This window comes from Microbispora sp. GKU 823, from assembly GCF_002027145.1.
GTDB lineage: Bacteria > Actinomycetota > Actinomycetes > Streptosporangiales > Streptosporangiaceae > Microbispora > Microbispora siamensis.
On record NZ_MWJN01000040.1, the window covers coordinates 1 to 25306 of the forward strand.

The window sequence follows — 25306 nt, forward strand, 5'->3', positions numbered from 1 at the left end:
CCCGTCCCCGAGTCGACGGTCCCGGCCAGAGTCTCCTTGGTGTCCTCGAGCTCGGTGGGTCGCCAGGCGCCCGCAGCGCTCCGCGACCTCGGACCTGCCGGAGTCGTTCACCTTCAGGATCGCGATGGCCTTGTCCTCGGGCTCGTGGGCGGCGGCGCCGAAGGAGATCACCCCGCTCGACCCGTTCCACCTGTCGCGGGGGGAGACGAGGGAGATCTGGTAGAGCAGGTCTCCCCTGCTGGGCAGCCCGCCCCGATAGGCCGCGTTGACGCGCTCGTAGAAGAGCTTGGCGGCGTCGTAGCTGAGGATGAGGTTGTCGTCGGACTCCTTCGGGTGCCGGCCGCTCAGCAGGCTCTGCACGAAGCGCGTCGGCGCCGCGGCGCTGCCGCGCCACAGCTCGCGGCTCGCCAGCGCCGCGTAGTAGACCTGGACGCGGCGATAGTCGCCGATCACGGCGCCGCTGTTGGCCACCGCCTTGATGACGTCGTCGCCCGCGAGGACCTTGATCGGCTCCTTGCCGCAGTCCTTGCCCTCGACGTAGCGCAGGAAGTCGAGGAAGTCGGCCGCGCGGCCCGCGTAGAGGAGCAGGTCGGGCCCGTGCCCGCAGGCCCGGCTCACCGCCAGGTCCATGCCCGTTCCCCGGTCCTTGTACGCGACGCGGTCGCTGACCGCGATCCCCACCGCGCCCGCCTCGTCCGCGTAGTCGTCGGCGAGGTTGTTCGTGTAGTTGTCGTCGTCCGTCTGGTCCTGGACGACCACCGCGGACGGCTTGTGCACACCGCCGAGGAGCCGCTTGCGGGCGAACCTGACGGCCAGCCGCGCCTGCCGCTGGTTCGACGGCCCGAGGCGGAACACGTACGGGGAGGGGTAGCCGGACCCGGACCGGGCGGGATCGTCCGGCAGGTACCCGAGCCGGTCGGCGGTCGCGGTGGTCACCAGCATCGGGATCTTCGCCGTGTGCAGCGTCTGGATGGCCTCCTCGACGCCGCGGACGCTGCGCTGGAAGCCGATCACCCCGAGCACGCGGGGGTCCTCGGCCGCCATCTCGCTGACCAGCTCCGCCGTACGCCGCCCCTGGCGGAAGTTCGTGCCGGCGTTCGCCACCAGGACCTGGAGGCGGGGCGCGCCGGAGACGCCGCGCTGGTACTCCTCCACCGCCGTCAGCTCCGCCCGTGCCCCGACGAACGCGCTGTCGTTCTGGTCCTGCGCGACGGAGTACTCGCCGAACAGCACCACGCTCACGTACGTCCCGGCCTCCCTGGCCAGGGCGTTGTTGCGGTCGATCCGGGCGACGAGCCGCGTTATCTCGCCCGACGGGAAGAGCCCTTCCGGGGTGGTCCCGTCGGCGTTCACGACGCCGACGCACTCCTTGCCGTCGCGCTCGACCCAGGACAGGCCGCCGCAGTGCGCGTTGCGGTCCTGCTGGATGCGCCCGAGCAGGACGACGGGCCCGATGAGCAGCAGCGCCATCACGCACCAGTAGCCGATCGCCCGCATCCGGCTGCCCAGCAGACGCGGCCGGTAGTCGTCGTCCAGCGGGATCCCCGGCGCGCTGACCATCAGCCGCAGCGGCGGCACCCGCCGCCGCGCCGCCGTCCGCCACGACGTCACCAGCGCGGACAGGTCCGACATCCGGCCCGCGGTGACCGGACGGCTGCCCGGCGCGAACGACTCGGGCACGGCGGCCAGCACCAGGAGCGGCGGCAGCAGCCCGGTCTCCTCGACCGTCTCCTCCAGCGTGCGCAGGAGACGCTCGTTGACGTCGCCGGGCCACCGCGCGTCGAGGACCAGCATCGCGTAGAGGCCGCGCCCCCAGCTCGGCCACGGGATCAGCCACTTCTGGTACGCCTGGCGCAGGTCCCGGCACAGCGCGTGGACGAGCAGCCGCTCGACCTCCGCCTCGCTCGCGTTGGCGATGCGCAGCGCGTACTTCGCGAGGCGCTCGAAGGGCTTCCTGGTCAGATAGGGCTGCTTCCTGAACCAGCCGTTGAAGAGGGATCCCCTGATCGAGAGCATCGCCTGGATCAACGTGCCGACGACGGCGACGAGCACGCCGAGCGCCCACGGGATCAGGCCGACCAGGTCGGAGGCGCCGCCGAGCCCCCAGGCGGCGAGCGTGCCGACCGGCACCCAGGTGGTGGCCGCGCGGCCGAGGAAGTCCGCCGCGGTCCTGCGCCCCCTGTCCCCGCCGTACCTGCCCCTGCGCCAGTCCTTGAGGCGCTCCTTGAACTCCTCCTGGCCCGTACGCGACTGGGGGTCGGGCGGCCAGGTCCGGCCGGGCACGTCGACCGGCTCCCCGGGAGGCGGCTCCTCGCGCTGCCGCCGCGCCCACAGCACGAACTGCACGAGCGGGAACCGCGGCGGGGGCAGGAACGAGCCGCCGACCGGCATGCCGAGCTGGCCGCGCTCCCCCGCCAGCGCCGCGACCAGCTCACGCAGCGTGTCATACTCCCCCGCCCTGACCGTGGCCTGCGGAAGGGAGTCCTCGAAGGGCGCGGCGAGCCGCCGGGCCGCGTCGAAGGCGGCGCCGTCGCGGCCGACGACGAGGACGAGGGGCAGGGGGCGGTCGGAGCGCCAGAAGAGCGGCCTGCGAACCAGTGCCTCGATGACGGCGTGCGGGTCGGCCACGCGGATGTCTCCCGGGGGTGGAGTCCATTCTTGAGGTGGTGCGTGATCTTAAAACGGGACCATGATGTCTCACGATCCGGACCATGGTCTAGAGCATCCGCAGGTCTCACTACGCTTGAACCGTGGCTGACATCGTGATTCCCGCTGACATCAAGCCCGCCGACGGCCGATTCGGCTGCGGGCCCTCGAAGGTACGCCCCGAGCAGCTCGCCGCTCTCGCCGACGCCGGGGCGAAGGTGATGGGCACCTCCCACCGGCAGAAGCCGGTGAAGAACCTCGTCGCCCGCGTCCGTGCCGGGCTCACCGACCTGTTCTCCCTCCCGGAGGGGTACGAGGTCGTGCTGGGCAACGGCGGCACCACGGCGTTCTGGGACATCGCGTCCTTCGGGCTGATCCGGGAGAAGTCGCAGCACCTGCACTTCGGGGAGTTCTCCTCGAAGTTCGCGACGGTCGCGAAGAAGGCCCCCTGGCTCGCCGACCCCTCGGTGATCAAGTCCGAGCCGGGCAGCCACCCGCTGCCGGTCGCCGAGGAGGGCGTGGACGTCTACGCGCTCACCCACAACGAGACCTCGACGGGCGTCGCCATGCCCATCAAGCGCGTCGTGGACGACGAGTCGCTCGTCCTCGTGGACGCCACCAGCGGCGCCGGCGGCCTGCCGGTCTCCGCCGAGGAGTTCGACGTCTACTACTTCGCCCCGCAGAAGAGCTTCGCCTCCGACGGCGGCCTGTGGATCGCGCTGTTCTCGCCGAAGGCGCTGGCCCGGGTGACGGAGATCGCCGAGAGCGGCCGGTTCGTCCCCGAGTTCTTCAGCCTGCCGACCGCGATCGACAACTCGGTCAAGGACCAGACGTACAACACCCCGGCGGTCGCCACGCTGTTCCTGCTGGCCGACCAGATCGAGTGGATGAACGCCCAGGGCGGCCTCGCGTGGACCACCGCCCGGTCGGCCGACTCCGCCTCGCGGCTGTACACCTGGGCCGAGAAGACGTCGTACACCACGCCGTTCGTGGCCGACCCGGCGCAGCGCTCCAACGTCGTCGGGACCATCGACTTCGACGACGCCGTGGACGCCGCGGCGGTCGCGAAGGTGCTGCGGGCCAACGGCATCGTGGACACCGAGCCCTACCGCAAGCTCGGCCGCAACCAGCTGCGGATCGCGATGTTCCCGGCGATCGACCCCGCCGACGTCGAGGCGCTGACCTCCTGCGTCGACTACGTGGTCGAGCGTCTCTAGTGGTTCTCCCGGCGCGCCCCTCCGGCGGCCGCCGATCTCGCCGACGGTCTCCGGGCCGTCGGCTTTTCGTTTTTCCGGTCCTGTAACGGTGTGCGGCGCTTCGTCCAAGCAGGGATGTGTTCTGTCACACGACCGAGGGGAGCGCCGGTGAGCCGTGAGCAGACGGGTCCGGCGGGCTTCGCCCGTGATCCCGATGAATTCGAAGCCTTCTACCGGCGGCATGTCGACGCCGTGACGCGGTTCCTGGCCAGGCGGGTGGACGATCCGCACACCGTCGCCGACCTCACGGCCGAGGTGTTCCTCGCCGTGCTGGATTCCGCGCACACCTACCGCCCGGACAGAGGCAGCGAGATCGCCTGGCTCTACGGCGTGGCGCGCAACACGGTGCTGGCACAGCGCCGCCGTACGGCGAGGGAGTTACGCGCCACCAGCAGGATCGCCGGCCGCCGCCTGCTCGACGCCGACGACATCGCCCGCCTGGAGGAACGCGTCGACGCCGAGTCGCCGGCCCGCCTGGCGCTGGAGGCGATGGCCGATCTGCCGGAGGGCGACCGTGCGCTGCTGGAACTCGTGGCCGTGGACGGGCTCAGCCCCGCCGAGGCCGCCGCCGCGCTCGGCATCAGGCAGGGCACCGCCCGGGTCAGGCTGCACCGCGCCCGGCGGCAGATCCAGCGCTTTCCCGGAGTCGTGGAAATGATCGGAGGAACGAAGTGAACGACACCTTCGAGGACAGACTGCTCGCGGAACTCAAGGCGGAGATGGCCGCGCGGGAAGCCCGGCCGCACGCGTCGGGGCGCCGAAGCCTCCGGACCCGTATGCTGACCGGCACCGGAGTCGTCGCAGCCGCCGCGGCCGCTGCCGTCGCCCTCCCGCTGGTGATCGGCGGGCAGGCCCCGGCGTACGCGCTGACCCAGCACGCGGACGGTTCGATCAGCCTGCAGATCAACGAGTTCAGGGACCCGGACCAGGTCGAGAGGGACCTGGCGAGGCTGGGCGTGCAGGCCGACATCAGCTATCTGCCGCTGGGGAAGAGGTGCGCCGACGGACGCGCCCCCTTCGTGGCGGGCGACCGCACCTCCTTCACGAAGGAGGAACTGGAGAGCCAGGACCCGGCGGTACAGGCGCGCGTGCGGCGGGTGACGGAGAACCTGGCGTCGAGCAAGGCGATCCAGCCGAAGAACGGCATCACGATCCGCCCCAAGTTCATCAGGCCCGGGCAGATCGTCATGATCGAGGTCGTGGAGAACGCGCGGAAGCCGACCACGGAGCACCCCGGGGTGGCCTTCCGGTTCTCCGGACGGCTGACGGACGGTCCGGTCAAGCCCTGCCGGGTCATCGATGACCCCTCAGCGTTCGACATCGGGACCGCCACCCCGCCTCCCGGCTCCTGAGCCGGACGCCGGTCAGGTCCTGCGGCGGCGCAGCAGCCAGGCGGCGATCACGCCGCCGATGAGGCCGAACAGGTGGCCCTGCCAGGAGACGCCCGGCTGGGTGGGCAGGGCTCCCCACAGGATCGAGTAGTACAGAACGGCGACCACGACGCCGAGGACGATGTCGAGGGTCCGGCGGTCGAACAACCCCCGGGCCACGACATAACCGAAATATCCGAAGACGAGGCCGCTCGCGCCGATCGTCAGTGTGTCCGGCGGGCTGGTGAACCACACGCCCAGCCCGCTGACCAGGATGATGACCAGGCTCGCCCCGAGGAACCTGCCGATCCCCCGGATGGCGGCCACGAACCCGAGGATCAGCAGCGGCAGCGAGTTCGCCATCAGATGGCCGAACCCCGCGTGCAGGAACGGCGCGAACAGGATCCCGGGCAGGCCGTCCGGCTCGTGGGCGACGATGCCGTACCTGTCGAGCCGCCCGTTCTCCACATAGTCGACGATCTCGATCGCCCACATCACCGCGACGAGCACGATCATCAGGATCGCGCTGCCGAGGGCGCCGGTGAGCAGCGCGGACGTCCGCTCCCGCATCGACCGGCCCGGCCGGGGCAGCCCGGGCGCGGAATCATTCATGGTTTCACCGTACGCAGTCCCGCTCACGAACGAGCGGACTGCCCGGATCCGCCGGGATCATGCCGTCGGGTTTGCAGGAGAGGCCGGACGACTGTATTAATAAATGAACAGTCATTTATGAAAAGGAGGGCCCGGTGGCGGGACGTCCTCGCGGGGTGGACGATTCGGTGATCCTGCGTGCGGCGGCCGAGGTGATCGGCCGGGTGGGTCCGGCCGGGCTGACCCTCGCCGCGGTCGCCGACGAGGTGGGGCTCGTGCCGGGCACCCTCGTGCAGCGCTTCGGGTCCAAGCGCGGCCTGCTGGTGGCGCTGGCGAAACAGTCCGCGCACGAGGCGGGGGCACACCACGAGCGGCTGCGGCAGGGGCGTCCTTCCCCGCTGGAGGCGCTCCTGGCGCTGGCCGAGGAGTCGATGGCCCTCATGGACACCCCGGAGCGTTTCGCCAATCACCTGGCGTTCCTGTGCATGGACCTCACCGATCCCCAACTGCACGAGTACGCCCTGGTCATCCACGAGGCGCAGCGAGGGGCGATCCTGGCCCTGCTGGACGAGGCGGTGGCCGAGGGTGAGCTGCGGACCGGCACCGACACCGCCGCGCTGGCCGAGTCCGTCCAGGCGCTGATCGCCGGCACCGGCCTGACGTGGGCCCTCGACCGGCAGGGCACGCTGCCGGAGCGGCTCCGGCGGGCGATCACCGGCCTTCTGGCCCCCCACACCCGCTGCGAGGAGAAACGATGAACGACAGTCAGCCGCTCGCCGGGAAGGTCGCCCTGGTGGCGGGAGGCACGCGGGGCGGCGGACGCGGCATCGCCGTCGAACTCGGGGCCGCGGGCGCCACGGTCTACGTCACCGGCCGCAGCAGCACGGCCGGCCGCTCCGATCTGGACCGCCCCGAGACCATCGAGGAGACCGCCGCGCGGTCACCGCGGCCGGCGGCACCGGCATCGCCGTGCGCACCGACCACAGCGACCCCGAGGAGGTGCGCGCCCTGGTCGACCGGATCGCCGTCGAGCAGGACGGGCGGCTCGACGTCCTGGTCAACTCCGTGTGGGGCGGCGACGCGCTGACCGACTGGGAGCATCCCCTGTGGGAGCAGGACCTCGACACCGGCCTGCGGCTGCTGCGCCGGGCGGTGGAGACCCACATCGTCACGAGCCGGTTCGCGCTGCCCCTGATGGTCGCCCGCCGGAGCGGACTGGTCGTGGAGGTCACCGACGGCAACACCGCCCGCTATCGCGGCTCGTTCTTCTACGACATCGCCAAGTCCACCGTGATCCGCCTCGCCGTGGCCCAGGCGGCGGAGCTCAAGCCGTACGGCGTCGCGGCCGTGGCCGTCACCCCGGGCTTCCTGCGCTCGGAGGCCGTGCTGGATCACTTCGGCGTGACCGAGGGCAACTGGCGGGACGGGGTGGCGAAGGATCCGAACTTCGCCCACTCGGAGACGCCCGCCTACCTGGGCCGGGCGGTGGCCGCCCTGGCCGCCGACCCCGGCGTCATGAGCAAGACCGGGCGGGCCCTGGCCACCTGGGACCTGTACAAGGAGTACGGCTTCACCGACGCGGACGGCACCCAGCCGGACTGGGCCGCCCACTGGGCCGACGCCCTGGAGGAAGAGTACGGCCCCCTCGGCGACCCGCTCTGACCTGCCTTCGACGGCGTCGTCAGCGCGACGGCGTGACGGTCGGCATGGCGGTCGAAGGGGCGGACGGCGTGGGGGTCGGCCCGGCTGTCGGCCCGGTCGTGACGACCTCGGGCACGCTGGTCGCCATCAGCCTGCTCTCGGAGGTAACCCTTACGTAGTTCTCCGAAGAGAGCTCGCATGTGAGAACCACCGGGCCGGGCGTGTCCAGCTTGGCTGTGACGAAGAAGGACAGCAGGATGCCGCCGTCCGACTTGCTGTAGCCGGACTGCCGCGGCACGGTGGAGGTGACGCCCGTGGGCGTGCTGACCTCGCAGGTGACGGTCTGGCTCCCGGGAGACGGTGCAATGATCCTGGTGTTGACGCTGGTCTGGATGACGTAGTCTCCTGCGGGCACCTGGGTGATCCGCGCCACCTCGACCCGTCCCCTCTCGTAGGTGGGGCTCTTCTGGGCGATGTAGGTCCGCCCGTACGTGGCGCCCGGCTCGCCCTTCTCGCCCTGCGGGCCCTGGGGTCCGGCCGGGCCCTGGGGCCCTTGCGGACCGGTCTCTCCCTTGGGCCCCTGAGGTCCGGTCGGCCCGGTGAGGCCCTGAGCTCCGGCCGGTCCGGTCGGTCCGGTCGGTCCGATTGGGCCCTGTGGTCCGGCAGCGTTCCAGGACACGGTCCGGTACTCGACGGGACACGTGCCGCCGGGGACCGGCGCGGTGACCTGCGCGCCCTCGGTACGGCCCTGGACCGACTCCTCCAGCGCCTGGGGCATCCGCATGACGCCGTCGGGGCCCACGCAGGCCACGATCGGCGTGGTCGTGGTCGCGGTCGTGGCCACGGCGATTCCCCCGCCGCCCACGAGCAGCCCTGCCACCGCCCCGGCCGCCAGCCAGGCGCCTCGTCCAGCTCGCACGTCCGATCACCCTTCCTCGTTCTCATCTTGATCGATATGAGGAAGTGTGGTGAGCGGGCCGGGAAAGCGCGTCATCACGACGGCGGACGAGTCATCACCCGTGCGGCGTAGCCCGGACCGTTAGTTCGCCTAGCCCGGGGCGCCCCTGTGTGGAGCGCCCCGAGCGGTCTTACGAGGTGTGCGGGTTACTCGCCCTTCCAGACGGGGGCGCGCTTCTCGGCGAAGGCCGCCGCGCCTTCCATGGCGTCCTTGGAGCCGAAGACGGGCGCCATGATCTCGCCCTGCTTGCGGAACATCTCGTCGAGCGACCAGTCGGCCGACTCGACGATGATCCGCTTGGTCGCGGCGAGCGCCAGCGGCGCGTTCGCCGCGATCGTACGGGCCAGTTCGAGCGCGCCGTTGAGCGCCTCGCCCGGGTACGTGATCCGGTTGACCAGCCCCAGCTCGTACAGCCGGACAGCCGGGTAGTGGTCGCCGGTCAGCGCGATCTCCATGGCGACGTGGTAGGGGATCCGGCGCGGCAGCCGCATGATGCCGCCCGCGCCGGCGACCAGGCCGCGCTTGGGCTCCGGCAGGCCGAACTTCGCCTCCTCGGACGCGACGACGAGATCGCAGGACAAGGCCAGCTCGAACCCGCCGGCCAGCGCGTACCCCTCGACCGCGGCGATGATGGGCTTCTTCGGCGGCGCCTCGGTGATGCCGCCGAAGCCCCGGCCCTCGACCACCGGCATGTCGCCGGTGAGGAAGCCCTTCAGGTCCATGCCCGCCGAGAACGTGCCGCCGGCCCCGGTGAGGACGATCGCGGACACCTCGGGGCTTTCGTCCAGCTCGTCCAGGGCGGCCGCGATCCCGCGCGCCACCGCGCCGTTCACGGCGTTCCTGGCCTTGGGCCGGTTGATGGTGACGACGGCCACGCCGCCGTCGACGATCTCTACGAGTACCTCGTCCGGCTCAGCGGCCGGCCCGGAGTTCACCTCGGACACCTGACCTCACTCGGCTTACTTGGGCTGGAAGCGGATGCCGCCGTCGAAACGGATGACCTCGCCGTTCATGTAGTCGTTCTCGATCAGCGTGCGCACCAGGTGACCGAACTCCGAGGCCTTGCCGAGCCGCTTCGGGAACGCCACCGGCCCGATGAGCTTGGCCTTGAACTCCTCGGCGTTCTTGTCGCCGATCTTCCCGTAGATCGGGGTGTCGATGATGCCCGGCGCGATGGTGAGCACGCGGACGCCGATGGCCGCGAGGTCGCGGGCCGCGGGCAGGGTCATGCCGATGATGCCGCCCTTGGACGCGGAGTACGCCACCTGGCCCGTCTGGCCCTCGATGCCGGCGACCGACGCGGTGTTGATGACGACGCCGCGGGCGCCGTCCTCGTCCACCGGCTCGGTCTTGGCCATGGCCGCCGCGCCGATGCGCATGAGGTTGAAGGTGCCGATCAGGTTGACGTCGATCACCTTGCGGTAGGACGCCAGGTCGTGCGGCGAGCCGTCCCGTCCGACGGTGCGCTGGGCCCAGCCGATGCCGGCGCTGCTGATCACGGCGCGCAACGGCTTGCCGGTGGCGACCGCCGCATCCACCGCGGCCTGCACCGACGCCTCGTCGGACACGTCGGTGTGGGCGAACACGCCGCCGATCTCGTCGGCCAGCGCCTTGCCGCGCTCCGCGTTGAGGTCGGCCACGACCACGGTCGCACCGACGCGGGCCAGCTCGCGGGCCGTCGCCTCGCCGAGGCCGCTGGCACCGCCCGAGATGATTGCTGCTGCTCCGTTCAGATCCATAGCCGGACCTTAACGCGCGAACCGAATGAAGTTCTACTCGGGGTGCCGCAAAATCGCGGTATCGACGTCGGGGTAAACCTTGATCCGCCGGTCCAGGCCGGTCGTACGCAGGATGCGGGCCACCGGAGGCTGCGGTGAGGCGAGGCACACGCCGCCGCCCTCGCTCGTGGCCAGCCGCCACGCCTCGATGAGCACGCTGAGCCCGCTGGAGTCCATGAACGACAGCTCGCCGAGGTCCAGCACGAGCGTCGGGCCGTCGTGGCGTATGGCGTCCCGGATCTCGTCACGCAGGAACGGAGCTGTGAACAGGTCGAGCTCCCCCTCCACGGCCACCACGACGGCATTGGAGAGCGATTGGCGCGCGAGCCGCAGCTTCATCGTCGGGACCTCCTCAGCTCCGGCCCACTTTACTTATTCATCACCCCGGCTGAGCAGGGACGGCGAAGCCATAGGGAAGTTCGAGCCGGTGCGCGGCGAGCAACCGCTCGTCGGCGAGCAGCGCGTGCGTCGGCCCATCAGCGGCGATCACCCCCTCGGACATGATGAGCGAACGCTCGCACAGCTCCAGCGCGTACGGAAGGTCGTGGGTGACCATCAGCACGGTCACGTCCAGGCTCTTGAGGATCTCGGCCAGCTCGCGGCGGGACGCCGGGTCGAGGTTGGACGACGGCTCGTCGAGGACGAGGATCTCCGGCTCCATCGCCAGCACCGTGGCCACCGCCACCCTGCGGCGCTGGCCGAAGGACAGGTGGTGCGGCGGCCGGTCGATCGCGTCCAGCATGCCGACCCGCTCCAGCGCGTCGTGCACGCGGCGGTCGAGCTCCGCGCCGCGCAGCCCGAGGTTGGCCGGGCCGAACGCGACGTCCTCCCGCACGGTCGGCATGAAGAGCTGGTCGTCCGGATCCTGGAACACCAGCCCGACCCGGCGGCGGATCTCCCGCAGGGTGTCCGCGCGCACCGCGAGCCCGGCCACCTCCACCGTCCCGTGCCCGGCCGTGAGGATGCCGTTGAGGTGCATGACGAGCGTGGTCTTGCCCGCGCCGTTCGGGCCGAGCAGGGCGACCCGCTCCCCCCGCTCGATCGTCAGGTCCACGCCGTACAACGCCTGCGTCCCGTCGGGATAGGCGTACGCGAGCCTGCTCACCGTGAGCGAGGGGCTGCCGGAGGTCATGTCGTGCTCCGCGCCAGTAGGGCCGTCACCGCGGCGAGGCAAGGCAGCATGCCCGCCACCGCCCAGTCTCGCCCAGTCGCTGATATATCCCTAATCGTCGGCATCTCGCCCGCGTAGCCGCGGCTCAGCATCGCGAGGTGGACCCGCTCCCCCCGCTCGTACGAGCGGATGAACAGGGCTCCCGCCGACTTCGCCAGCACGGGGGCCTGCCGCAGGTCCCTGGCGACGAATCCCCGCGACTCCCTGGCGATCCGCATGCGCCGCATCTGGTCGAGGATCACGTCCAGGTAGCGCAGCATGAACGTCGCGATCTGCACGAGCAGCCGGGGCAGCCGCAGCCGCTCGGCGCCGAGCAGCATCATCCGGGGCTCTGTCGTGGCCGCCAGCAGGATCGAGGCGACCACGCCCAGCGTGGCCTTGGCCAGGATGTTCCAGGCCGCCCACAGGCCGGGCGCGCTCAACGACAGACCGAGCACCTGGATCCGCTCGCCGGTGCCGATCAGCGGGATCGCCACCGCGAACAGCACGAAAGGCACCTCGATCACCATGCGCCGTACGATCGCGCCCGCCGGCACCCGGGCGGCGACCGCGACGGCGGCCAGCAGCAGCGCGTCGAGGGCGAACGCCCAGACGCGCTCGCGCGGCGTGGCGACCACGAACACCGCGAACGCGACGACCGCCGCGAGCTTGCACTGGGGTGGCAGCCGGTGGACGGGCGTGTCGGCGGGCCGGTAGATCGGGTGATGGTGCCCGGCGCTCACTTCGCACTCACCATGTCATCATCGCGGACCCGCCCCGCCCGGATGCGGGCAGGGCGCTCACGGTCTCGTCGGCGCCGTGCTCGCCGGACTCATCGGGCTCATTGGGCGCTGGCGGTCGTCATTCCGTCGGTCCCGCGCCGGCGCCGGCGGATGACGTAGAACACGCCGCCTCCGGCCACGACCGTCAGCGCGACACCCGCCACCCCGGCCAGGCCGCCGGACAGCCGCTGGTTCTCCACGCCCTTGACGCTGTATCCGGCCAGCGGGCCGTCCTCCACCGCGTGCGGCTTCTCCTGCGCGCTCAGGCCCTTGTCCGCCGCCACCTTCTCCAGCCCGTCGGGAGCGCTGGAGGCGTAGAACGAGACGACGCCGGCCAGCAGCACGGCCACGAGAGCGCCGCCCACCAGGACCGGGCGCAGGCCGATCCCGGCCGAGGGCGCCTCCGGAGCCGCCGGTCCACCCTGCTGACCCACCTGCACGTCCCCGTCGGCGGTGCGCAGCGTCAGCGCCCTGGTCATCCCGCGCGCGCCGTACACGAGATCGGGACGCACGGCCAGCACGCTGCTCACGGTGAGCGCGGTGATGAAGCCCTCGCCGAGCCCGATGAGCAGGTGCACCCCGACCATGGCGGCGGCCACCGAGCCCGGCTCGATCGGCGCGGTGCCGCCGAGCCAGAACAGGCCCGTGAACACGAGTGCCGCCGACGGGACGGAGACCAGCGCCGCCACGAACGACGCGGCCACCAACGTCGCCCGCCCGCGTGGCCTGCCCCGGGTGATCAGCCGGAACACCGCCCAGCCGACGACCGCGGTCACGATCGCCATCAGCGTGATGTTGACGCCCAGCGCGGTCAGCCCGCCGTCGGCGAAGAAGAACCCCTGGACGAGCAGCACGACCGCCACGCACAACACGGCGGTGTACGGCCCGACGAGTATCGCCGCCAGGGCCCCGCCGAGCAGGTGACCGCTGGTGCCGGCCGCCACGGGGAAGTTGAGCATCTGCGCCGCGAAGATGAACGCGGCCACCAGGCCCGCCATGGGGGCGGTCCGGTCGTCGAGCTCCCGCTTGGCGCCCCGCAGGCACACGGCCACCCCGGCGGCCGCGAAGACCCCGGCGCCGACGGACACGGGGACGTTGAAGAACCCATCGGGCACGTGCACGGCTATAACCCCTTCGAAACGGGCGAATCCCCTCCCACTTTAGAGCACCGAGTTGTTGTTGCAAATGATTCGCAATTGCGTCGGCGCAGGATCCGGACCATCCGCCTGGCCACGGTCAACGGGGTCGCCACCCGCACCGACACGCTGAGCCGCCGGTTGACCGCCGTGGCGTACGGCCGGACGGTCCACTGCACCACTCCCCATCGCAGCGTCCCGCGCCACCACCGCAGGGGCCGGCCCAGCGCGTCCGCGTCGGCGACCTTGACCGGGAAGCGCACCGGCGGGCCGCCGAGGCCGAGTTCGAGATAGGCGTCCCAGGTGCCGGGCCGCAGGCCGGTCGTCTCGGCCGCGAACTCCCGTGGCCCGACCGCCAGGGCCCGCTCGCGGTGTTCCCGCCCCGACGCCCGCTCGCGCCAGATCAGGTGCCGTACGGCCGTGGCGGCGGCCTCCTCGCCCACCAGCGCCTGGCCCTCGACCCGCAGCCGCCTGCCCCGCCACCACGCCCGCGTCAGCCGTACGGCGGCGGGGATCCGGACGACGTGCCCTCCGACGTCGAGGCCGAGGTGGCCGTGGGACCGGGTGAGGAAGGGCACCGCGACGACCCCGCCCACCAGGCGGACGGGCGGAACGCCGGCCCCGGGTTCGCGGCGGGAGCCAAGTCGTGCGAGCCTGCGCGCGCCCTCGCACTCGACGGCCACGTGGACGTCCCACACTCCGGCCGGCAGCGCGGCCACGTCGAGCACGGCGGTGAAGGATCCGGCACCGGTCCCGCCGCGGGTCAGGGAGGGCACGCGCTCCTCACGCGACAGGCGCTCGCGCAGCACCAGGCCCACGGTGCTGTCCAGCGCAGCACCGTCCACTCCGGCGAGGGCGGCCCACCCTTCGATCTCCAGGCGGTCGCCCCGCCACTCGACCCCGGTCAGCCGGTGCCGCAGCGGCGCGGCCTCGACGCGCGCGAGCCGTACGAGCCGGTCGGGGTCGTCGAGCGCGGCGACGCGGGCGGCGTCCACGCCGTCGAGACCGGCGCGCACACCCGGCGTCAGCCACTGGCCGCATATGTCGGCCACCTCGACGGCGATCTTCTCGCGCTCGGCCTCGCAGGCGGCCAGGAACCGGCACCCCGAGGCTGGGCCAGCACGTCGCGGCGCAGATGCCGCAGGAGCAGACGGTCGCGCAGCGCGCCGGGCGGCACGTGCCGCGCCATGACCTCGATGGGCGTGCGGACCACGCGCAGCCAGCCGAGCGGATCCCGCGCGGACGCCTCACCCCCGCCCTCGGCGTGGTAGCAGTCACCGTCCGCGACCACGGAGATCACCCGCGCGTGGCAGTACGCGTGGACGGTGAAGGTCATGTCCTCGCCGCGCCGCTGCGTCTCGTCGAAGCGGATGGCGTGCCGTTCCAGGAAGTCCCGGCGGAAGAGCTTGAAGCAGGACAGATCGTCGTAGACGGCGGTTAAGGCGGCCCTGTCGGCGCTCTCCCGCACCCCCTGGCGCACACCGGCGACCTTCCCCACGACGACGTCGGCGCCGTTCCGGTCGGCCGCGGCGACCAGGCGCGCCAGCGCGTCGGGGGCGAGGTGGTCCCCCGCGTCGCAGAAGAAGACGTATCTGCCGGCCGCCCGCTCCAGTCCGCGGTTGCGGGCGCCGCCGGGCGTGCCGGGCTGGGCGTCCTGGATCACGGTGATCAGCCGGGGGTGGTGCGCGGCATAGAGGCCGAGCAGCGCCCGGGTTCCGTCCCGCGAGCCGCCGTCGACCACGATGATCTCCTTGGCGACCCGCTGCACGAGCAGCGAAGTGAGGCAACGGTCGAGTGACGCCCGGCGGTTGTACGCCGGGACGACGACGCTGACGTCGATCCCCCGATCGGCGCGCTGGTCACTCCCCGTATCCATCGTCCTTCATTATGTGCCGACCACCCGTCCCAACCCCGCCTTCGCCGCGCCGGGCTCGTCTCACCGTCGCGGCCGGGACCGGCGGCGGGCCGTCCGAGTGGCGGGTGCGGCGCGCGACGCGGCAGACTGAGCGCTCATCGAGTCACCGGGGGTTTCGCGTAGATGCGCACCGCGTTGTTCCCAGAGGGTTTCGTCTGGGGAGTGTCCACGTCCGCGTTCCAGATCGAGGGCGCCACCGACCGCGACGGCCGGGGCCCCTCCATATGGGACGCCTTCGCGGGCGGGGCCTATGGCGACCCGGCCTGCGACCACTACGCGCGCCACCGCGAGGACGTCCGGCTGATGCAGGACCTGGGCATCGCCGCCTACCGGTTCTCGGTCAGCTGGCCACGCGTGCTGCCTGAGGGGCACGGCCGCGTCAACGGCCCGGGGCTCGACTTCTACGACAGGCTCGTGGACGAGCTGCTGGAGGCGGGCATCGCGCCGTACGCGACGCTGTACCACTGGGACCTGCCGCAGGCGCTGCAGGACCGCGGGGGGTGGACCTCACGCGAGGTGCCCCGCCACTTCGCCGACTACGCCCGCGTGGTGTACGACAGGATCGGCGACCGCGTGGACACCTGGTTCACGTTCAACGAGCCGTGGGTCGCCGCCTTCCTCGGCCACGCCTCGGGAGCGCACGCCCCGGGCGTGCGGTCGGCGGCCGACGCCTTCGTCAGCGCCCACCACATGCTGCTCGCGCACGGGCTGGGCCTGGAGGCGCTGCGCGCGCAGGGCGCCGCCAGGGCCGGCGTCGTGCTGAACCTCTCCCCCGTCCTCACCCCCGCGCAGCTCGGGGACATGTCCGTCGACATCCCCGAAGAGGACGCCGAGGCGGTGGCGAGGATCGACGCCCTGCACAACCGGCAGTTCCTGGAGCCGGTGCTGCGCGGCCGCTACCCCGCCGACCTGCTGCCCCTGATCGAGAAGACCGCCGGGCTCGACCACGTCCACGACGGGGACCTCGATCTCATCGGGCGGCCCATCGACCTGCTGGGGATCAACTACTACACGCCCATCGCGGTGCAGGCCCAGCCCAGCGCCGCGGCCGACCCGGCCTTCCCGGGCAGCGAGGGCGTCCTGTTCTGCAGCGTGCCCACGGCCGTCACCGCCATGGGCTGGCCCATCATGCCGAGCGGCCTGTCCCTGCTCCTGCGACGCCTGTCCGAGGAGTATCCCGAGACCGACCTGATGATCACCGAGAACGGCGCCGACTTCGAGGACGTCGTGACCGGCGACGGCATCCACGACGTCGACCGGATCAGCTTCGTGGAGGAGCACCTGCGGGCCCTGCGGGACTCGATCGACCAGGGCGCCCGGGTCCGCGGCTACCTGCTGTGGTCGCTGCTCGACTGCGTCGAATGGGCGGACGGCTACCGGCGCAAGTTCGGCATCGTCCACGTCGACTTCACCACCCAGCGGCGGCTGCTCAAGGACAGCGCGCTGTGGTATCGCGACGTCATCAAGCGCAACGGGCTCGGCGCGGAGCGGCCGAAGCGGCCCACTCTCGAGACCGTCGCCGCCCGCGCGGGCGTCTCCCGGGCCACGGTCTCGCGGGTCGTGAACGGGGAGACGTCGGTCAGCCCCGACGTGCGCGCCGCCGTGCTGCGCGCCGTCCAGGAGCTGGGATATGTGCCCAACGCCGCCGCCAGGAGCCTGGTCACCCGGCGGACCGACTCGGTCGCGCTCGTCCTGTCGGTCCCCCGGCACGGCGGCGAGGCGCTGACCTCCGCCGTCGTCCAGTACGTCACCAGCGTCCTGGAAGGAGCGGGCAAGCAGATCACGCTCATGCTCGCCGACACGGTCGAGAGCCATCGGCGCATCATCCGGCATGTGGAGGCGCGGCAGGTGGACGGGGTCGTGCTGGTCCCTCCGGACGGCCCGGACACGCTCACCGAGCGGCTCGCCCGCACCGGAGTGCCGGTCGTGCTGCTCGGCAAGCCCGCGATCGCCTCCCTCGTGCCGCACGTGGACGTGGACAACGCGGGCGGCGCGAGGGCGGCCACCAGGCACCTGCTCGACCGGGGCCGCCGCCGCATCGGGGTGATCTGCGGCCCCATGGATCTCGTCGCCGTACAGGACCGCCTCGCCGGGCACCTGGCCACGCTCCACGAGGACGGGTTGCGGCCGGTGATCGCGCTCGCCGGTCTGGACAGCGGGTCGGGCGCCGCCGCGGCCCGCGAGCTCCTGTCCGGCGACCAGGACCTGGACGCCGTGTTCGCCACCTCGGACGAGCTGGCGATCGGGGCCATGGAGGCGGCGCGTGAGGAGGGACTGCGGGTGCCGGAGGACCTGGCGATCGTCGGCTTCGGCGACATCCACGCCGCCTCCTGCACGACCCCGGCGCTCACGACCGTCCGAGTGCCCGTCGCGGACCAGGCCCTGGCCCTGGCGCGCCTGCTCCTGTCCCGCCTCGACGGCCGCCACACCAGCCCCGTCGTCCTCCCCACGCGCCTGGTGGTCCGCGCCACCACGTGACCCTCTACCAGGGATCGGGCCCTCCTCCGAGCTGAACGTGCCGGTCGGGCCGCCGGGCGGAAGGGTCGCCATCCGCCCGGCCACCGGCGGCGTTGTTGACCAGCACGTCGAGCCGCGTCCAGGGCGCACAGTCTCGGAGCGATCACTTGGAGCCGCCTGAGAGCTCACTTGGACCAGTCAAGGGAACGCTCCGGGGGTGACCGAGTAGCGCAGGAGGAGGGGCTGTGATGAGCGAGACCATCGCCGGAGTCGCCGTTCCCGACTCGACGCTCGCCACCGAGGCGACCGAGCTGGTGCGGGAGGCGGCGCCCCCGCTCCTCTACCACCACTCGCGCCGGGTGTTCCTGTTCGGGTCGTTGCGGGGCCGGCGGCTCGGGCTGCGGGCCGATCCCGAACTGCTCTACGTCGGGGCGATGTTCCACGACCTCGGGCTCACCGAGCGATATCGGCGTACGGACCAGCGGTTCGAGATCGACGGCGCCGACGAGGCCCGCCGGTTCCTCGCCTCCCACGGGGTGCCCGAGGACGACGTGCGCAAGGTGTGGGAGGGCATCGCCCTGCACACCACACCGGAGATCCCCTACCGGCTGGAGCCCGAGGTGGCCCTGGTGACCGCGGGGGTGGAGACCGACGTGCTCGGCATCGGGTACGCCGATCTGGCCCCCGAGGACGTCGCCGCGGTCGTCGCCGCCCATCCGCGTCCCGACTTCAAGCGGCAGATCCTGGCGGCGTTCACCGAGGGGTTCAAGGATCGTCCCGACACCACGTTCGGCACCGTCAACGCCGACGTGCTGGAGCACTTCGTGCCCGGGTTCCGGCGCATCGACTTCGTCGAGGTGATCCAGGGCTCCGCCTGGCCCGAGTAACGGCCTGCCATCGATCTTTCGCGCCGTACGGCATAGGTTGTCTGGTGTCGTCCCCCGGTGCGAAGGCAGGTTTCTGTGACTCACGAACTCAGCCACGAGCGGTTCGAGACCCTCAAGCGCGAATTCGAGACGATCGACGGCGACGGCGACGGCTTCATCACCGAGGCGGAGCTGCGGTCACACTTTCCCGACCTGCCGCCGGAGGCGATCGGCGCGCTCGACCGGGACGCCGACGTGGACGCCGACGGCCGGTTCTCCCTGGAGGAGTTCATCCGCCTGACCGGCGCGCGCGACTGAAGCGCCGCACGAGACCCGCAAAAAACTGCGCCACACGCAAATTTACGTCTCGCGCATCTTTGCGTCACACGCAAGTAGTTGTATGGTGATCCTTGTGAGCAGGGAAGGCGAGCGCCCGGGGCTGCGCGAGCGCAAGAAGCAGGAGACGCGCATCGCGCTGAGCTGGGCGGCGATCCGGCTCGCCGTGGAGCGCGGGCTGGAGAACGTACGTGTGGAGGACATCGCCGCGGAGGCGCGCGTGGCTCCGCGGACCTTCAACAACTACTTCTCCAGCAAGGGCGAGGCGATCGCCGCCAGGCACCTCGACCGTGCCCGCCTGATGGCACAGGAGCTGCGCCGCCGCCCGGCGTCGGAACCCCTGTGGGAGGCCATCAAGATCGCCGTGGTCACCCAGCTCGCTATGGGTGAGGAATACGACGCCGGGCAGCCGGACCAGCAGTGGCAGACGGGCGTCCGGCTCATGATCAGCGAGCCCTCGCTGCAGGGCGAGATGCTCAAGGCCAACGCCATCGCCGAGGACGAGCTGGCCGCGGCCATCGCCGAGCGGACCGGCACCGACGTCGCCCGCGACCTCTACCCGCGCCTGGTGGCGGGCGCAGCGGGGGCGGCGATCAGGGTGGCGATGGACCAGTGGTTGCGGGCCGACCCGCCGGTGCCCGTCAGACCGCTCATCGAGGACGCGCTCGACCGGCTCGCCGCCGGACTGCCCGAGCCCTGACAGAAAGACGCCCCAGCTCCCGCTGGGGCGTTCCCGAACTCGCGATGTGACGTGCCGCGCCGGCACGCCGCTCGGCCTTCCACGCCCTGACGCGGGCGCCGTAAGCACCCGGCGCCGTTCCTTCCATTCACCCTGCCTTCCATTCGCCATGCCGCGAATTCGCCATGCCCGCCGAATCCCCAAGGAGGACCGCCATGACCGCCGACGTCGTGATCGCCGGAGCCGGACCGAACGGGCTCATGCTCGCCTGCGAGCTGAGCCTGGCCGGAGTGCGGCCGATCGTGCTGGAACGCCTGCCCGGGCGTACGGAGGAGAACCGGGCCAACGGACTGGTCGGCCAGGTCGTACGCGCCCTCGACCGGCGCGGCCTGTACGAACGACTGAGCGGCAGCCCCGAGCCGCCCCGGCCGAGCCCTGTCTTCGTGTTCGGCGCGATGCCGCTCGACCTGGGCAGGCTCGACGACAATCCGATGTACGGCCTGCCGGTGCCGCAGCGCCGCATCGAGCAGGTGCTGGAGGAGCGCGCGCTCGAACTCGGCGTGGAGATCCGCAGGGGACACGAGCTGACCGGGCTCTCCCAGGACGAGGACGGCGTCACCGTGGAGATCGCCGGACCCGAGGGGCCCTACCGGCTCCGAACCCGCTACCTTGTCGGCGCGGACGGCGGGCACAGCGTCACCCGCAAGCTGTGCGGCATCGGCTTTCCCGGGGTGACCAGGGACGACTCGGTCTCCCGGGGCGCGCACGTCAGCATGCCCGCCGAGCTGATCGACCCGGTCACCGGCGGGCTGAACGTGCCCGGCTACGGGCCGATCCCCCCGTTCATGCACCACCGCACCGACCACGGCCTGTTCGTGTACGGGCCGTTCCCCACCGGGACGCTCGTCAACACCACCGAGTGGCACCAGGACGGCGGCGACCAGCCGATGAGCCTCGACGAGCTGAGGGAGAGCGTGCGCCGCGTGCTCGGCGTCGACCTGCCGTTCGGCCCGCCCGAGGGCCCGGGCCCGCATCAGTTGCGCCGCCTGACCGGCGGCAACACCCGCCTGGCCGAGCGGTTCCGGGACGGCCGGGTGCTGCTGCTGGGCGACGCCGCGCACGTGCACAGCGCGATCGGCGGCCCCGGCCTCAACCTGGGCCTGCAGGACGCGGTCAACCTCGGCTGGAAGCTGGCCGCCGAGATCCACGGCTGGGCCCCGCCCGGCCTGCTCGACACGTACGAGTCCGAGCGGCGCCCGGCCGCGGAACGCGTCGTCATGCACACGCAGGCGCAGTCGGCGCTGATCGCCCCCGGGCCGGCGGTGACCGCGCTACGCGCGCTGTTCACCGAGTTGCTGCGCGACGAGCGGACCACCAAGCACATCGCGGACATGATGTCCGGCGCGGACATCAGGTATGACCTCGAAGGAACTCATCCCCTCACCGGGCGGCCGGCCCCCGACCTCGTCCTGGAGACGGAGACCGGCTCCGTACGGCTGGCCGAGCTGACCAGGACCGCCCGGCCGCTGCTCCTCGACCTGACGCCGGACAAGGCGCTGGCCGGGGCCCTCGACGGCCGGCGCGACCGCGTGGACCTCGTCACCGCGAAGACGAGCCGGGACGGCCTCCCGACCGCGCTGCTGCTGCGCCCCGACTGCTATGTGGCCTGGGCGTCGAACTCCCCCAGCCCGGACGTGAAGGAGCGCGACGCTCTCCGTACGGCCCTGGCCTCGGCCTTCGGCGTCGCCCGCTGAGAGGTCAGGCGAAGGCGGCCAGCACCGCCTCGGTCGTGTCGACCTGCGCGATCCGCGGCAGGATCACCCCGAGAGAGTTCTCGTGGGCCGAGGCGACCAGGTCGGTGACCGCGTCGGAGGCCACCGCGATCTCGTAGCCCCGCTCGCGGGCGCCGCGCGCGGTGGACTCCACGCCGATGCTGGTGGAGATCCCCGCCAGCACGATCCCCGTGATCTTCCTGCGACGCAGTTGCAGGTCGAGTTCGGTGCCGTGGAAGGCGTCCCAGCCCCGCTTGGTGATCCGGATGTCGGTCGGCCCGTCCGGCACCCGCTCGTCGTACTCGGCGAAGTCCGGCGCGGGTGCGATCGCGGGCCCGGGCGCGTCCGTCCGGGCCCGCAGCACGTCGCCGCCGTCCGGGGAGAACGCCACCCGCACGCGTACGGCCGGAAGGCCCCGCTCGCGGGCGGCCCCCGCCAGCCGGGCGGCGTTGGCGACGACCTCGGCGGCCGGATGGGCGGTGGGCAGGGCGGTGATCCCCTTCTGCAGGTCGATCAGGACGACGGCCGTGCGGTCGTCGAGCAGTGACACAGGCATGTGCGCTCCTCAGAAATAGACAGCCGAACTGTACAGCCATGCTGAATAGATTGCCAGCAAGGCTGTCTATCTCGGTTACGCTGAGCTCATGAGGGACGCGTCCGAGGTCGCCGCCGAGCTGCGGCTCGTGGTCGGGCAACTGGTCAGGCGGGTACGCGAGGACGACCCGATGCCTCCGGGGGTGATCGCGGTGATCGGCCTGCTCGGCCGGCAGGGCCCGATGACCACCAGCGAACTGGCCGCCGCCCGGCGGGTGCGCCCGCAGTCGATGGCCCGCACCGTCGGCCAGCTGATCGACCAGGGGCTCGCCGAACGCGGCACACACCCCGTCGACGGCCGCAAGGCCCCCGTCTCGCTGACCGCCGCCGGGCTCGACGCCCTGGAACAGGTGCGCGCCCGGCGCGCCGACTGGCTCGCCGACGCGATCGAGGACACGCTGTCCCCCGCCGAGCGGGAGACGCTGGCGGGCGCGGTGGACCTGGTTCGCCGCCTGGTCGACTGGGAGCCGCCCGGGCCGCGCCACAGGACGTGAGCCCGTCCGCGTCGGTCGGCGCGGGGTCGTGAGGGTCCGTCATGGCCCCGGGCGTCAACGGGCCTCACGGCGAACGATCGCTCGCGAAGACGAACCCTGGGCGATTCTCAGAGGAGCGGCCAGGTGCGCAGGGCGGCGTCGGCCATCTCCTGGAGTTCATCCCGGCCGACACCGCTCGCGGCTTGCACAGCGATGCCGAACGCCAGGGTGGTGATGTAGCGCGCCAGTAGCCCCGGATTGATATCCGGAGGCAGGTCGCCGTCGTCGACGGCTCGCTGGAATCGCTCTCGGAGCCGGGAGCAGCCGTTGTTGCGCCAGGCTGCGAGAAGGTCACGGACTCCACGTCCGGAGTCGCTGGCGGCCAGGGCGCCCTGGACGCCCAGACACCCGTGGGGTTGGGCCGGGCGGGTCGTGGTTCGGACGGCGCCGGCCAGGATCGCGGTGGCGACGCCGAGGGCGGTCGGCTCCTCCAGGGCCCGTGCCAAGTATGAGCTCGGGCCTTCGGTGTAGCGCTCCAGGGCCTTGCGGAACAGCTCTTCCTTGTTGCCGAAGGCTGCGTACATGCTTTTGGCGGAGATGCCCATCGCTTCGGTCAGCCTGGCCAGGCTGGCCCCCTCGTAGCCGTGCTCCCAGAAGACCAGCATGGCGCGCTCGAGAGCGTCGTCGGCGTCGAATCCTCGCGGCCGGCCGATGGGGCCGCTCTGTTTGGTCTTCACGCCCGCAGCCTACCCCTTCTGCAGCGATCGCTGTAGAAGTGCTACCGTTCGATTTCGGCAGCGATCGCTGCAGAAGTCGAAAGAGGTTGTTCACATGGGACTGCTTGAGGGGAAGACCGCTCTCGTCACCGGGGGCGGCACCGGAATCGGCCTGGCCAGTGCCGTACGGCTGGCGGCCGAGGGCGCGCACGTGTTCATCACGGCCGGCGCAAGACCGAACTCGACGCGGCCGTGGAAGTGATCGGATCAGCGGCGACCGCGGTGATCGGCGACATCTCGAACCTGGCCGACCTGGACCGGATCTACGAGACGATCCGCAGCCGGGGGCGGGGCCTGGACGTGCTGTTCGCGAATGCCTCCGTCGCCGAGTTCAGGACGCTTGAGCAGGTCTCCGAGGAGCACTTCGACACCCTCTTCGGCATCAACGTCCGGGGCATGCTGTTCACCGTCCAAAAGGCGCTGCCCCTGCTCAACGACGGCGCTTCGGTGATTTTGAACGGCTCCACCAGCGTGGACGCCGGCGCGGAGGCGTTCGGCGTGTACGCGGCGACCAAGGCCGCCACCCGTTCGTTCGCGCGGACCTGGGCCAACGAACTCAAGGGACGCGGCATACGGGTCAACACCATCACGCCGGGCCCGACCGACACCCCTGGTTTGTCGGGTCTCGTCGCCGACCCGGAGCAGGCCGAAGGCTTCAAGCGGCAACTGGCCGCGCAGGTGCCGCTGGGCCGGCTCGGGCGCCCGGAGGAGATCGCCGCCGCGGTGGCCTTCCTCGCCTCCGAGCAGAGCAGCTTCATCACCGGTTCGAGCCTGTACGTCGACGGCGGCCTGAACCAGATCTGAGTTCCACGGCCGCACATCCGGCGAGGATGGCGCCGGCCGGCCGGGCTCGCTCAGGCGGGCGAGCCGGCCCCGACGGCGCCCCAGCCGCGGCGTCGTCAGCCGGTCGCGCCGGACAGCTCCGGGTTCTGCTGGCGGATGGGCGTGAAGAACGCGGCGACCGAGATCAGCAGGCAGGCCGCGCCGGCCAGCAGGCAGACCACGGCGACCCCGTGGCGCTGCGCGCCCCAGGTCAGCACGGCCGCCCCCGCCGGGCCCAGCGAGAAGTGGATCGTCCAGAAGGCCGAGGTGACCCTGCCCAGCAGGTGGTCGGGCGTGACCTGCTGGCGCAGCGACATCGAGCAGATCCCGGCCACGCTGACGCAGGCGAGATAGGCGGCGGCCGTCGCCGCGGCCACCGGGACGCCGGTGGACACGCCGAGCCCCATGACGGCGAGCCCGGCGACCGCGATCGCCCCTATCCAGGACGCGCCGAACCCCAGCCGGCGGCGTACGGGACCGACGAGGAGCGAGCCGGCGACCGTGCCCAGCGCGGCGACCGCGAGCACCACCCCCACGGCGCCGTCGGACTGGCCGAGGTCGTGCTTGAGGTGGTAGATCAGCACGTCGGTCAGCCCGAGGGTCAGGAAGATGAAGAACGACAGCAGGACGGTCAGGGCACGCAGCACCGGCTGCCGCCACAGGAAGCGGGCCCCGGCCAGCAGTTCGTGCCAGGGCCCCCGTGCTTCCTTTAATGAGGGCGCCGGCTGCCGCCTGAGCCGGATCAGCAGGATGCCCAGCGCCGAGACCCCGAAGCTGGCCGCGTTGATCGCGATCGCGGCCGTGGGGCCGAACCAGCCCGCCACCACCCCGGCCAGCAGCGGCCCGCCGACCCCCGCCGCGGCGGCGGTGGCGCCCAGCCGCCCGTTGGCCTCGGTGATCCGGTCCGCGTCGACCAGGCCCCGCACCGCCGTCACGTACGCGACCTGGAAGACCATGCCGATCGCCTCACTGGCCGGCAGGACCACGTAGAGCAGCCAGACCTTCGGCCCGAAGGCCCAGGCGACCGGGACGATGCCGTACAACACCATCCTCGCCACATCGCACCAGATCAGCAGCCGTCTGCGGTCGAGCCGGTCGACGAGGACCCCGGCGAAGACCCCCGCCGCCACCGACGCGGCGCTCGCCAGGCCGGTCAGCAGGCCCATCTGCGCAACCGATCCGGTCACGTGCAGCACGAGCAGGGGCACGGCGATGAGGGCGAACGAGTCCCCTGCGACCGACAGCGTCTGGGACGCCCAGAACACGGAGAAATCCCGGTTACGCCACAGTTGCGATCCTTCTGCCACC

The 25306-nt window shown here is 71.9% G+C and carries 24 protein-coding genes and 2 pseudogenes; 12 read left to right on the plus strand and 14 right to left on the minus strand.

The window, feature by feature from the left end; genetic code table 11:
- Window positions 1–2628: ABC transporter substrate-binding protein (locus tag B1L11_RS21465; protein ID WP_079316138.1), on the minus strand; the 2628-nt coding region annotated here is incomplete at its 3' end.
- Window positions 2629–2750: 122 nt separating this feature from the next.
- Here B1L11_RS21465 and serC point away from each other — a divergent pair.
- From serC to B1L11_RS21480, 3 genes are all read left to right on the plus strand, one after another.
- Entirely contained in the window at window positions 2751–3863 is a 1113-nt protein-coding gene (serC, locus tag B1L11_RS21470; protein ID WP_079316139.1) for a phosphoserine transaminase, read from the plus strand.
- Between the two features lie 147 nt (window positions 3864–4010).
- Window positions 4011–4577, plus strand: a complete 567-nt coding sequence (locus tag B1L11_RS21475) for an RNA polymerase sigma factor (protein WP_256862769.1) — start codon at window positions 4011–4013, stop codon at window positions 4575–4577.
- Entirely contained in the window at window positions 4574–5254 is a 681-nt protein-coding gene (locus B1L11_RS21480; protein WP_079316141.1) for a hypothetical protein, read from the plus strand. Before B1L11_RS21475 ends, B1L11_RS21480 begins: the two co-directional genes overlap by 4 nt.
- A gap of 12 nt (window positions 5255–5266) precedes the next feature.
- On the opposite strand, the gene B1L11_RS21485 is transcribed toward B1L11_RS21480, so the two are convergent.
- Window positions 5267–5884: a rhomboid family intramembrane serine protease gene (locus B1L11_RS21485; RefSeq protein ID WP_079316142.1), complete on the minus strand. Its 618-nt coding sequence runs from the start codon at window positions 5882–5884 to the stop codon at window positions 5267–5269.
- A 134-nt stretch (window positions 5885–6018) separates the two neighbouring features.
- Here B1L11_RS21485 and B1L11_RS21490 point away from each other — a divergent pair, with 134 nt between their 5' ends.
- Together B1L11_RS21490 and B1L11_RS21495 are read left to right on the plus strand one after the other, a co-directional pair.
- Window positions 6019–6621 carry a TetR/AcrR family transcriptional regulator gene (locus B1L11_RS21490; RefSeq protein ID WP_079316143.1) on the plus strand — a complete coding sequence of 201 codons (603 nt, stop codon included), beginning with the start codon at window positions 6019–6021 and terminating at the stop codon, window positions 6619–6621.
- A pseudogene (locus tag B1L11_RS21495) lies at window positions 6618–7525 on the plus strand (SDR family oxidoreductase). The gene B1L11_RS21490 and the pseudogene B1L11_RS21495 overlap by 4 nt, the downstream one beginning before the upstream one ends.
- Before the next feature lie 19 nt (window positions 7526–7544).
- Here the strand turns inward: B1L11_RS21495 and B1L11_RS54100 are convergent.
- The 9 genes from B1L11_RS54100 to B1L11_RS21540 form a co-directional block, all read right to left on the minus strand.
- Entirely contained in the window at window positions 7545–8423 is an 879-nt protein-coding gene (locus B1L11_RS54100; RefSeq protein WP_218671239.1) for a hypothetical protein, read from the minus strand.
- Between the two features lie 185 nt (window positions 8424–8608).
- Window positions 8609–9406, minus strand: a complete 798-nt coding sequence (locus B1L11_RS21505; RefSeq protein WP_239108988.1) for a crotonase/enoyl-CoA hydratase family protein — start codon at window positions 9404–9406, stop codon at window positions 8609–8611.
- Between the two features lie 15 nt (window positions 9407–9421).
- Entirely contained in the window at window positions 9422–10201 is a 780-nt protein-coding gene (locus B1L11_RS21510; protein ID WP_079316144.1) for an SDR family NAD(P)-dependent oxidoreductase, read from the minus strand.
- A 33-nt stretch (window positions 10202–10234) separates the two neighbouring features.
- Window positions 10235–10579 (minus strand): STAS domain-containing protein, encoded by a 345-nt coding sequence (locus B1L11_RS21515; RefSeq protein WP_079316145.1) that lies wholly within the window; start codon window positions 10577–10579, stop codon window positions 10235–10237.
- Window positions 10580–10619: 40 nt separating this feature from the next.
- On the minus strand, window positions 10620–11372 hold the full coding sequence (locus B1L11_RS21520; RefSeq protein WP_079316146.1) for an energy-coupling factor ABC transporter ATP-binding protein: 753 nt from the start codon (window positions 11370–11372) through the stop codon (window positions 10620–10622).
- A complete protein-coding gene (gene cbiQ, locus B1L11_RS21525; protein WP_079316147.1) occupies window positions 11369–12133 on the minus strand; it encodes a cobalt ECF transporter T component CbiQ in 765 nt (254 codons plus the stop codon). Before cbiQ ends, B1L11_RS21520 begins: the two co-directional genes overlap by 4 nt.
- 98 nt (window positions 12134–12231) lie before the next feature.
- Complete coding sequence (locus tag B1L11_RS21530; protein WP_079316148.1) at window positions 12232–13293, minus strand: energy-coupling factor ABC transporter permease; 1062 nt, start codon at window positions 13291–13293, stop codon at window positions 12232–12234.
- Between the two features lie 2 nt (window positions 13294–13295).
- A complete protein-coding gene (locus B1L11_RS21535) occupies window positions 13296–14360 on the minus strand; it encodes a hypothetical protein (protein WP_179155264.1) in 1065 nt (354 codons plus the stop codon).
- Window positions 14333–15184: a glycosyltransferase family 2 protein gene (locus B1L11_RS21540; protein ID WP_079316150.1), complete on the minus strand. Its 852-nt coding sequence runs from the start codon at window positions 15182–15184 to the stop codon at window positions 14333–14335. The genes B1L11_RS21535 and B1L11_RS21540 overlap by 28 nt, the downstream gene beginning before the upstream one ends.
- Window positions 15185–15346: 162 nt before the next feature.
- On the opposite strand from B1L11_RS21540, the gene B1L11_RS54105 reads away from it, so the two are divergent.
- From B1L11_RS54105 to B1L11_RS21565, 5 genes are all read left to right on the plus strand, one after another.
- Complete coding sequence (locus B1L11_RS54105; protein ID WP_079316151.1) at window positions 15347–17701, plus strand: GH1 family beta-glucosidase; 2355 nt, start codon at window positions 15347–15349, stop codon at window positions 17699–17701.
- A 227-nt stretch (window positions 17702–17928) separates the two neighbouring features.
- Window positions 17929–18567: an HD domain-containing protein gene (locus B1L11_RS21550; RefSeq protein ID WP_079316152.1), complete on the plus strand. Its 639-nt coding sequence runs from the start codon at window positions 17929–17931 to the stop codon at window positions 18565–18567.
- Between the two features lie 75 nt (window positions 18568–18642).
- Window positions 18643–18864, plus strand: coding sequence for an EF-hand domain-containing protein (locus B1L11_RS21555; protein ID WP_079316153.1), 222 nt, complete (start codon window positions 18643–18645; stop codon window positions 18862–18864).
- A 94-nt stretch (window positions 18865–18958) separates the two neighbouring features.
- Window positions 18959–19582 carry a TetR family transcriptional regulator gene (locus B1L11_RS21560; protein WP_256862770.1) on the plus strand — a complete coding sequence of 208 codons (624 nt, stop codon included), beginning with the start codon at window positions 18959–18961 and terminating at the stop codon, window positions 19580–19582.
- 194 nt (window positions 19583–19776) lie between these two features.
- The gene (locus tag B1L11_RS21565; RefSeq protein WP_079316155.1) at window positions 19777–21315 is read left to right on the plus strand and encodes an FAD-dependent monooxygenase; all 1539 of its coding nucleotides are present in this window, start codon (window positions 19777–19779) and stop codon (window positions 21313–21315) included.
- Between the two features lie 4 nt (window positions 21316–21319).
- Here B1L11_RS21565 and B1L11_RS21570 read toward each other — a convergent pair whose 3' ends face one another.
- On the minus strand, window positions 21320–21889 hold the full coding sequence (locus B1L11_RS21570; protein ID WP_079316156.1) for an isochorismatase family protein: 570 nt from the start codon (window positions 21887–21889) through the stop codon (window positions 21320–21322).
- Between the two features lie 88 nt (window positions 21890–21977).
- Here B1L11_RS21570 and B1L11_RS21575 point away from each other — a divergent pair, with 88 nt between their 5' ends.
- The gene (locus B1L11_RS21575) at window positions 21978–22421 is read left to right on the plus strand and encodes a MarR family winged helix-turn-helix transcriptional regulator (RefSeq protein ID WP_079316157.1); all 444 of its coding nucleotides are present in this window, start codon (window positions 21978–21980) and stop codon (window positions 22419–22421) included.
- 107 nt (window positions 22422–22528) lie between these two features.
- On the opposite strand, the gene B1L11_RS21580 is transcribed toward B1L11_RS21575, so the two are convergent.
- A complete protein-coding gene (locus tag B1L11_RS21580) occupies window positions 22529–23137 on the minus strand; it encodes a TetR/AcrR family transcriptional regulator (RefSeq protein WP_079316158.1) in 609 nt (202 codons plus the stop codon).
- A gap of 94 nt (window positions 23138–23231) precedes the next feature.
- Between B1L11_RS21580 and B1L11_RS21585 the strand changes: the two are divergent.
- Window positions 23232–23980, plus strand: a pseudogene (locus tag B1L11_RS21585) (SDR family oxidoreductase).
- 95 nt (window positions 23981–24075) lie between these two features.
- On the opposite strand, the gene B1L11_RS21590 reads toward B1L11_RS21585, so the two are convergent.
- Window positions 24076–25305, minus strand: a complete 1230-nt coding sequence (locus B1L11_RS21590; protein WP_218671240.1) for an MFS transporter — start codon at window positions 25303–25305, stop codon at window positions 24076–24078.
- Between the last annotated feature and the right edge of the window lies 1 nt (window position 25306).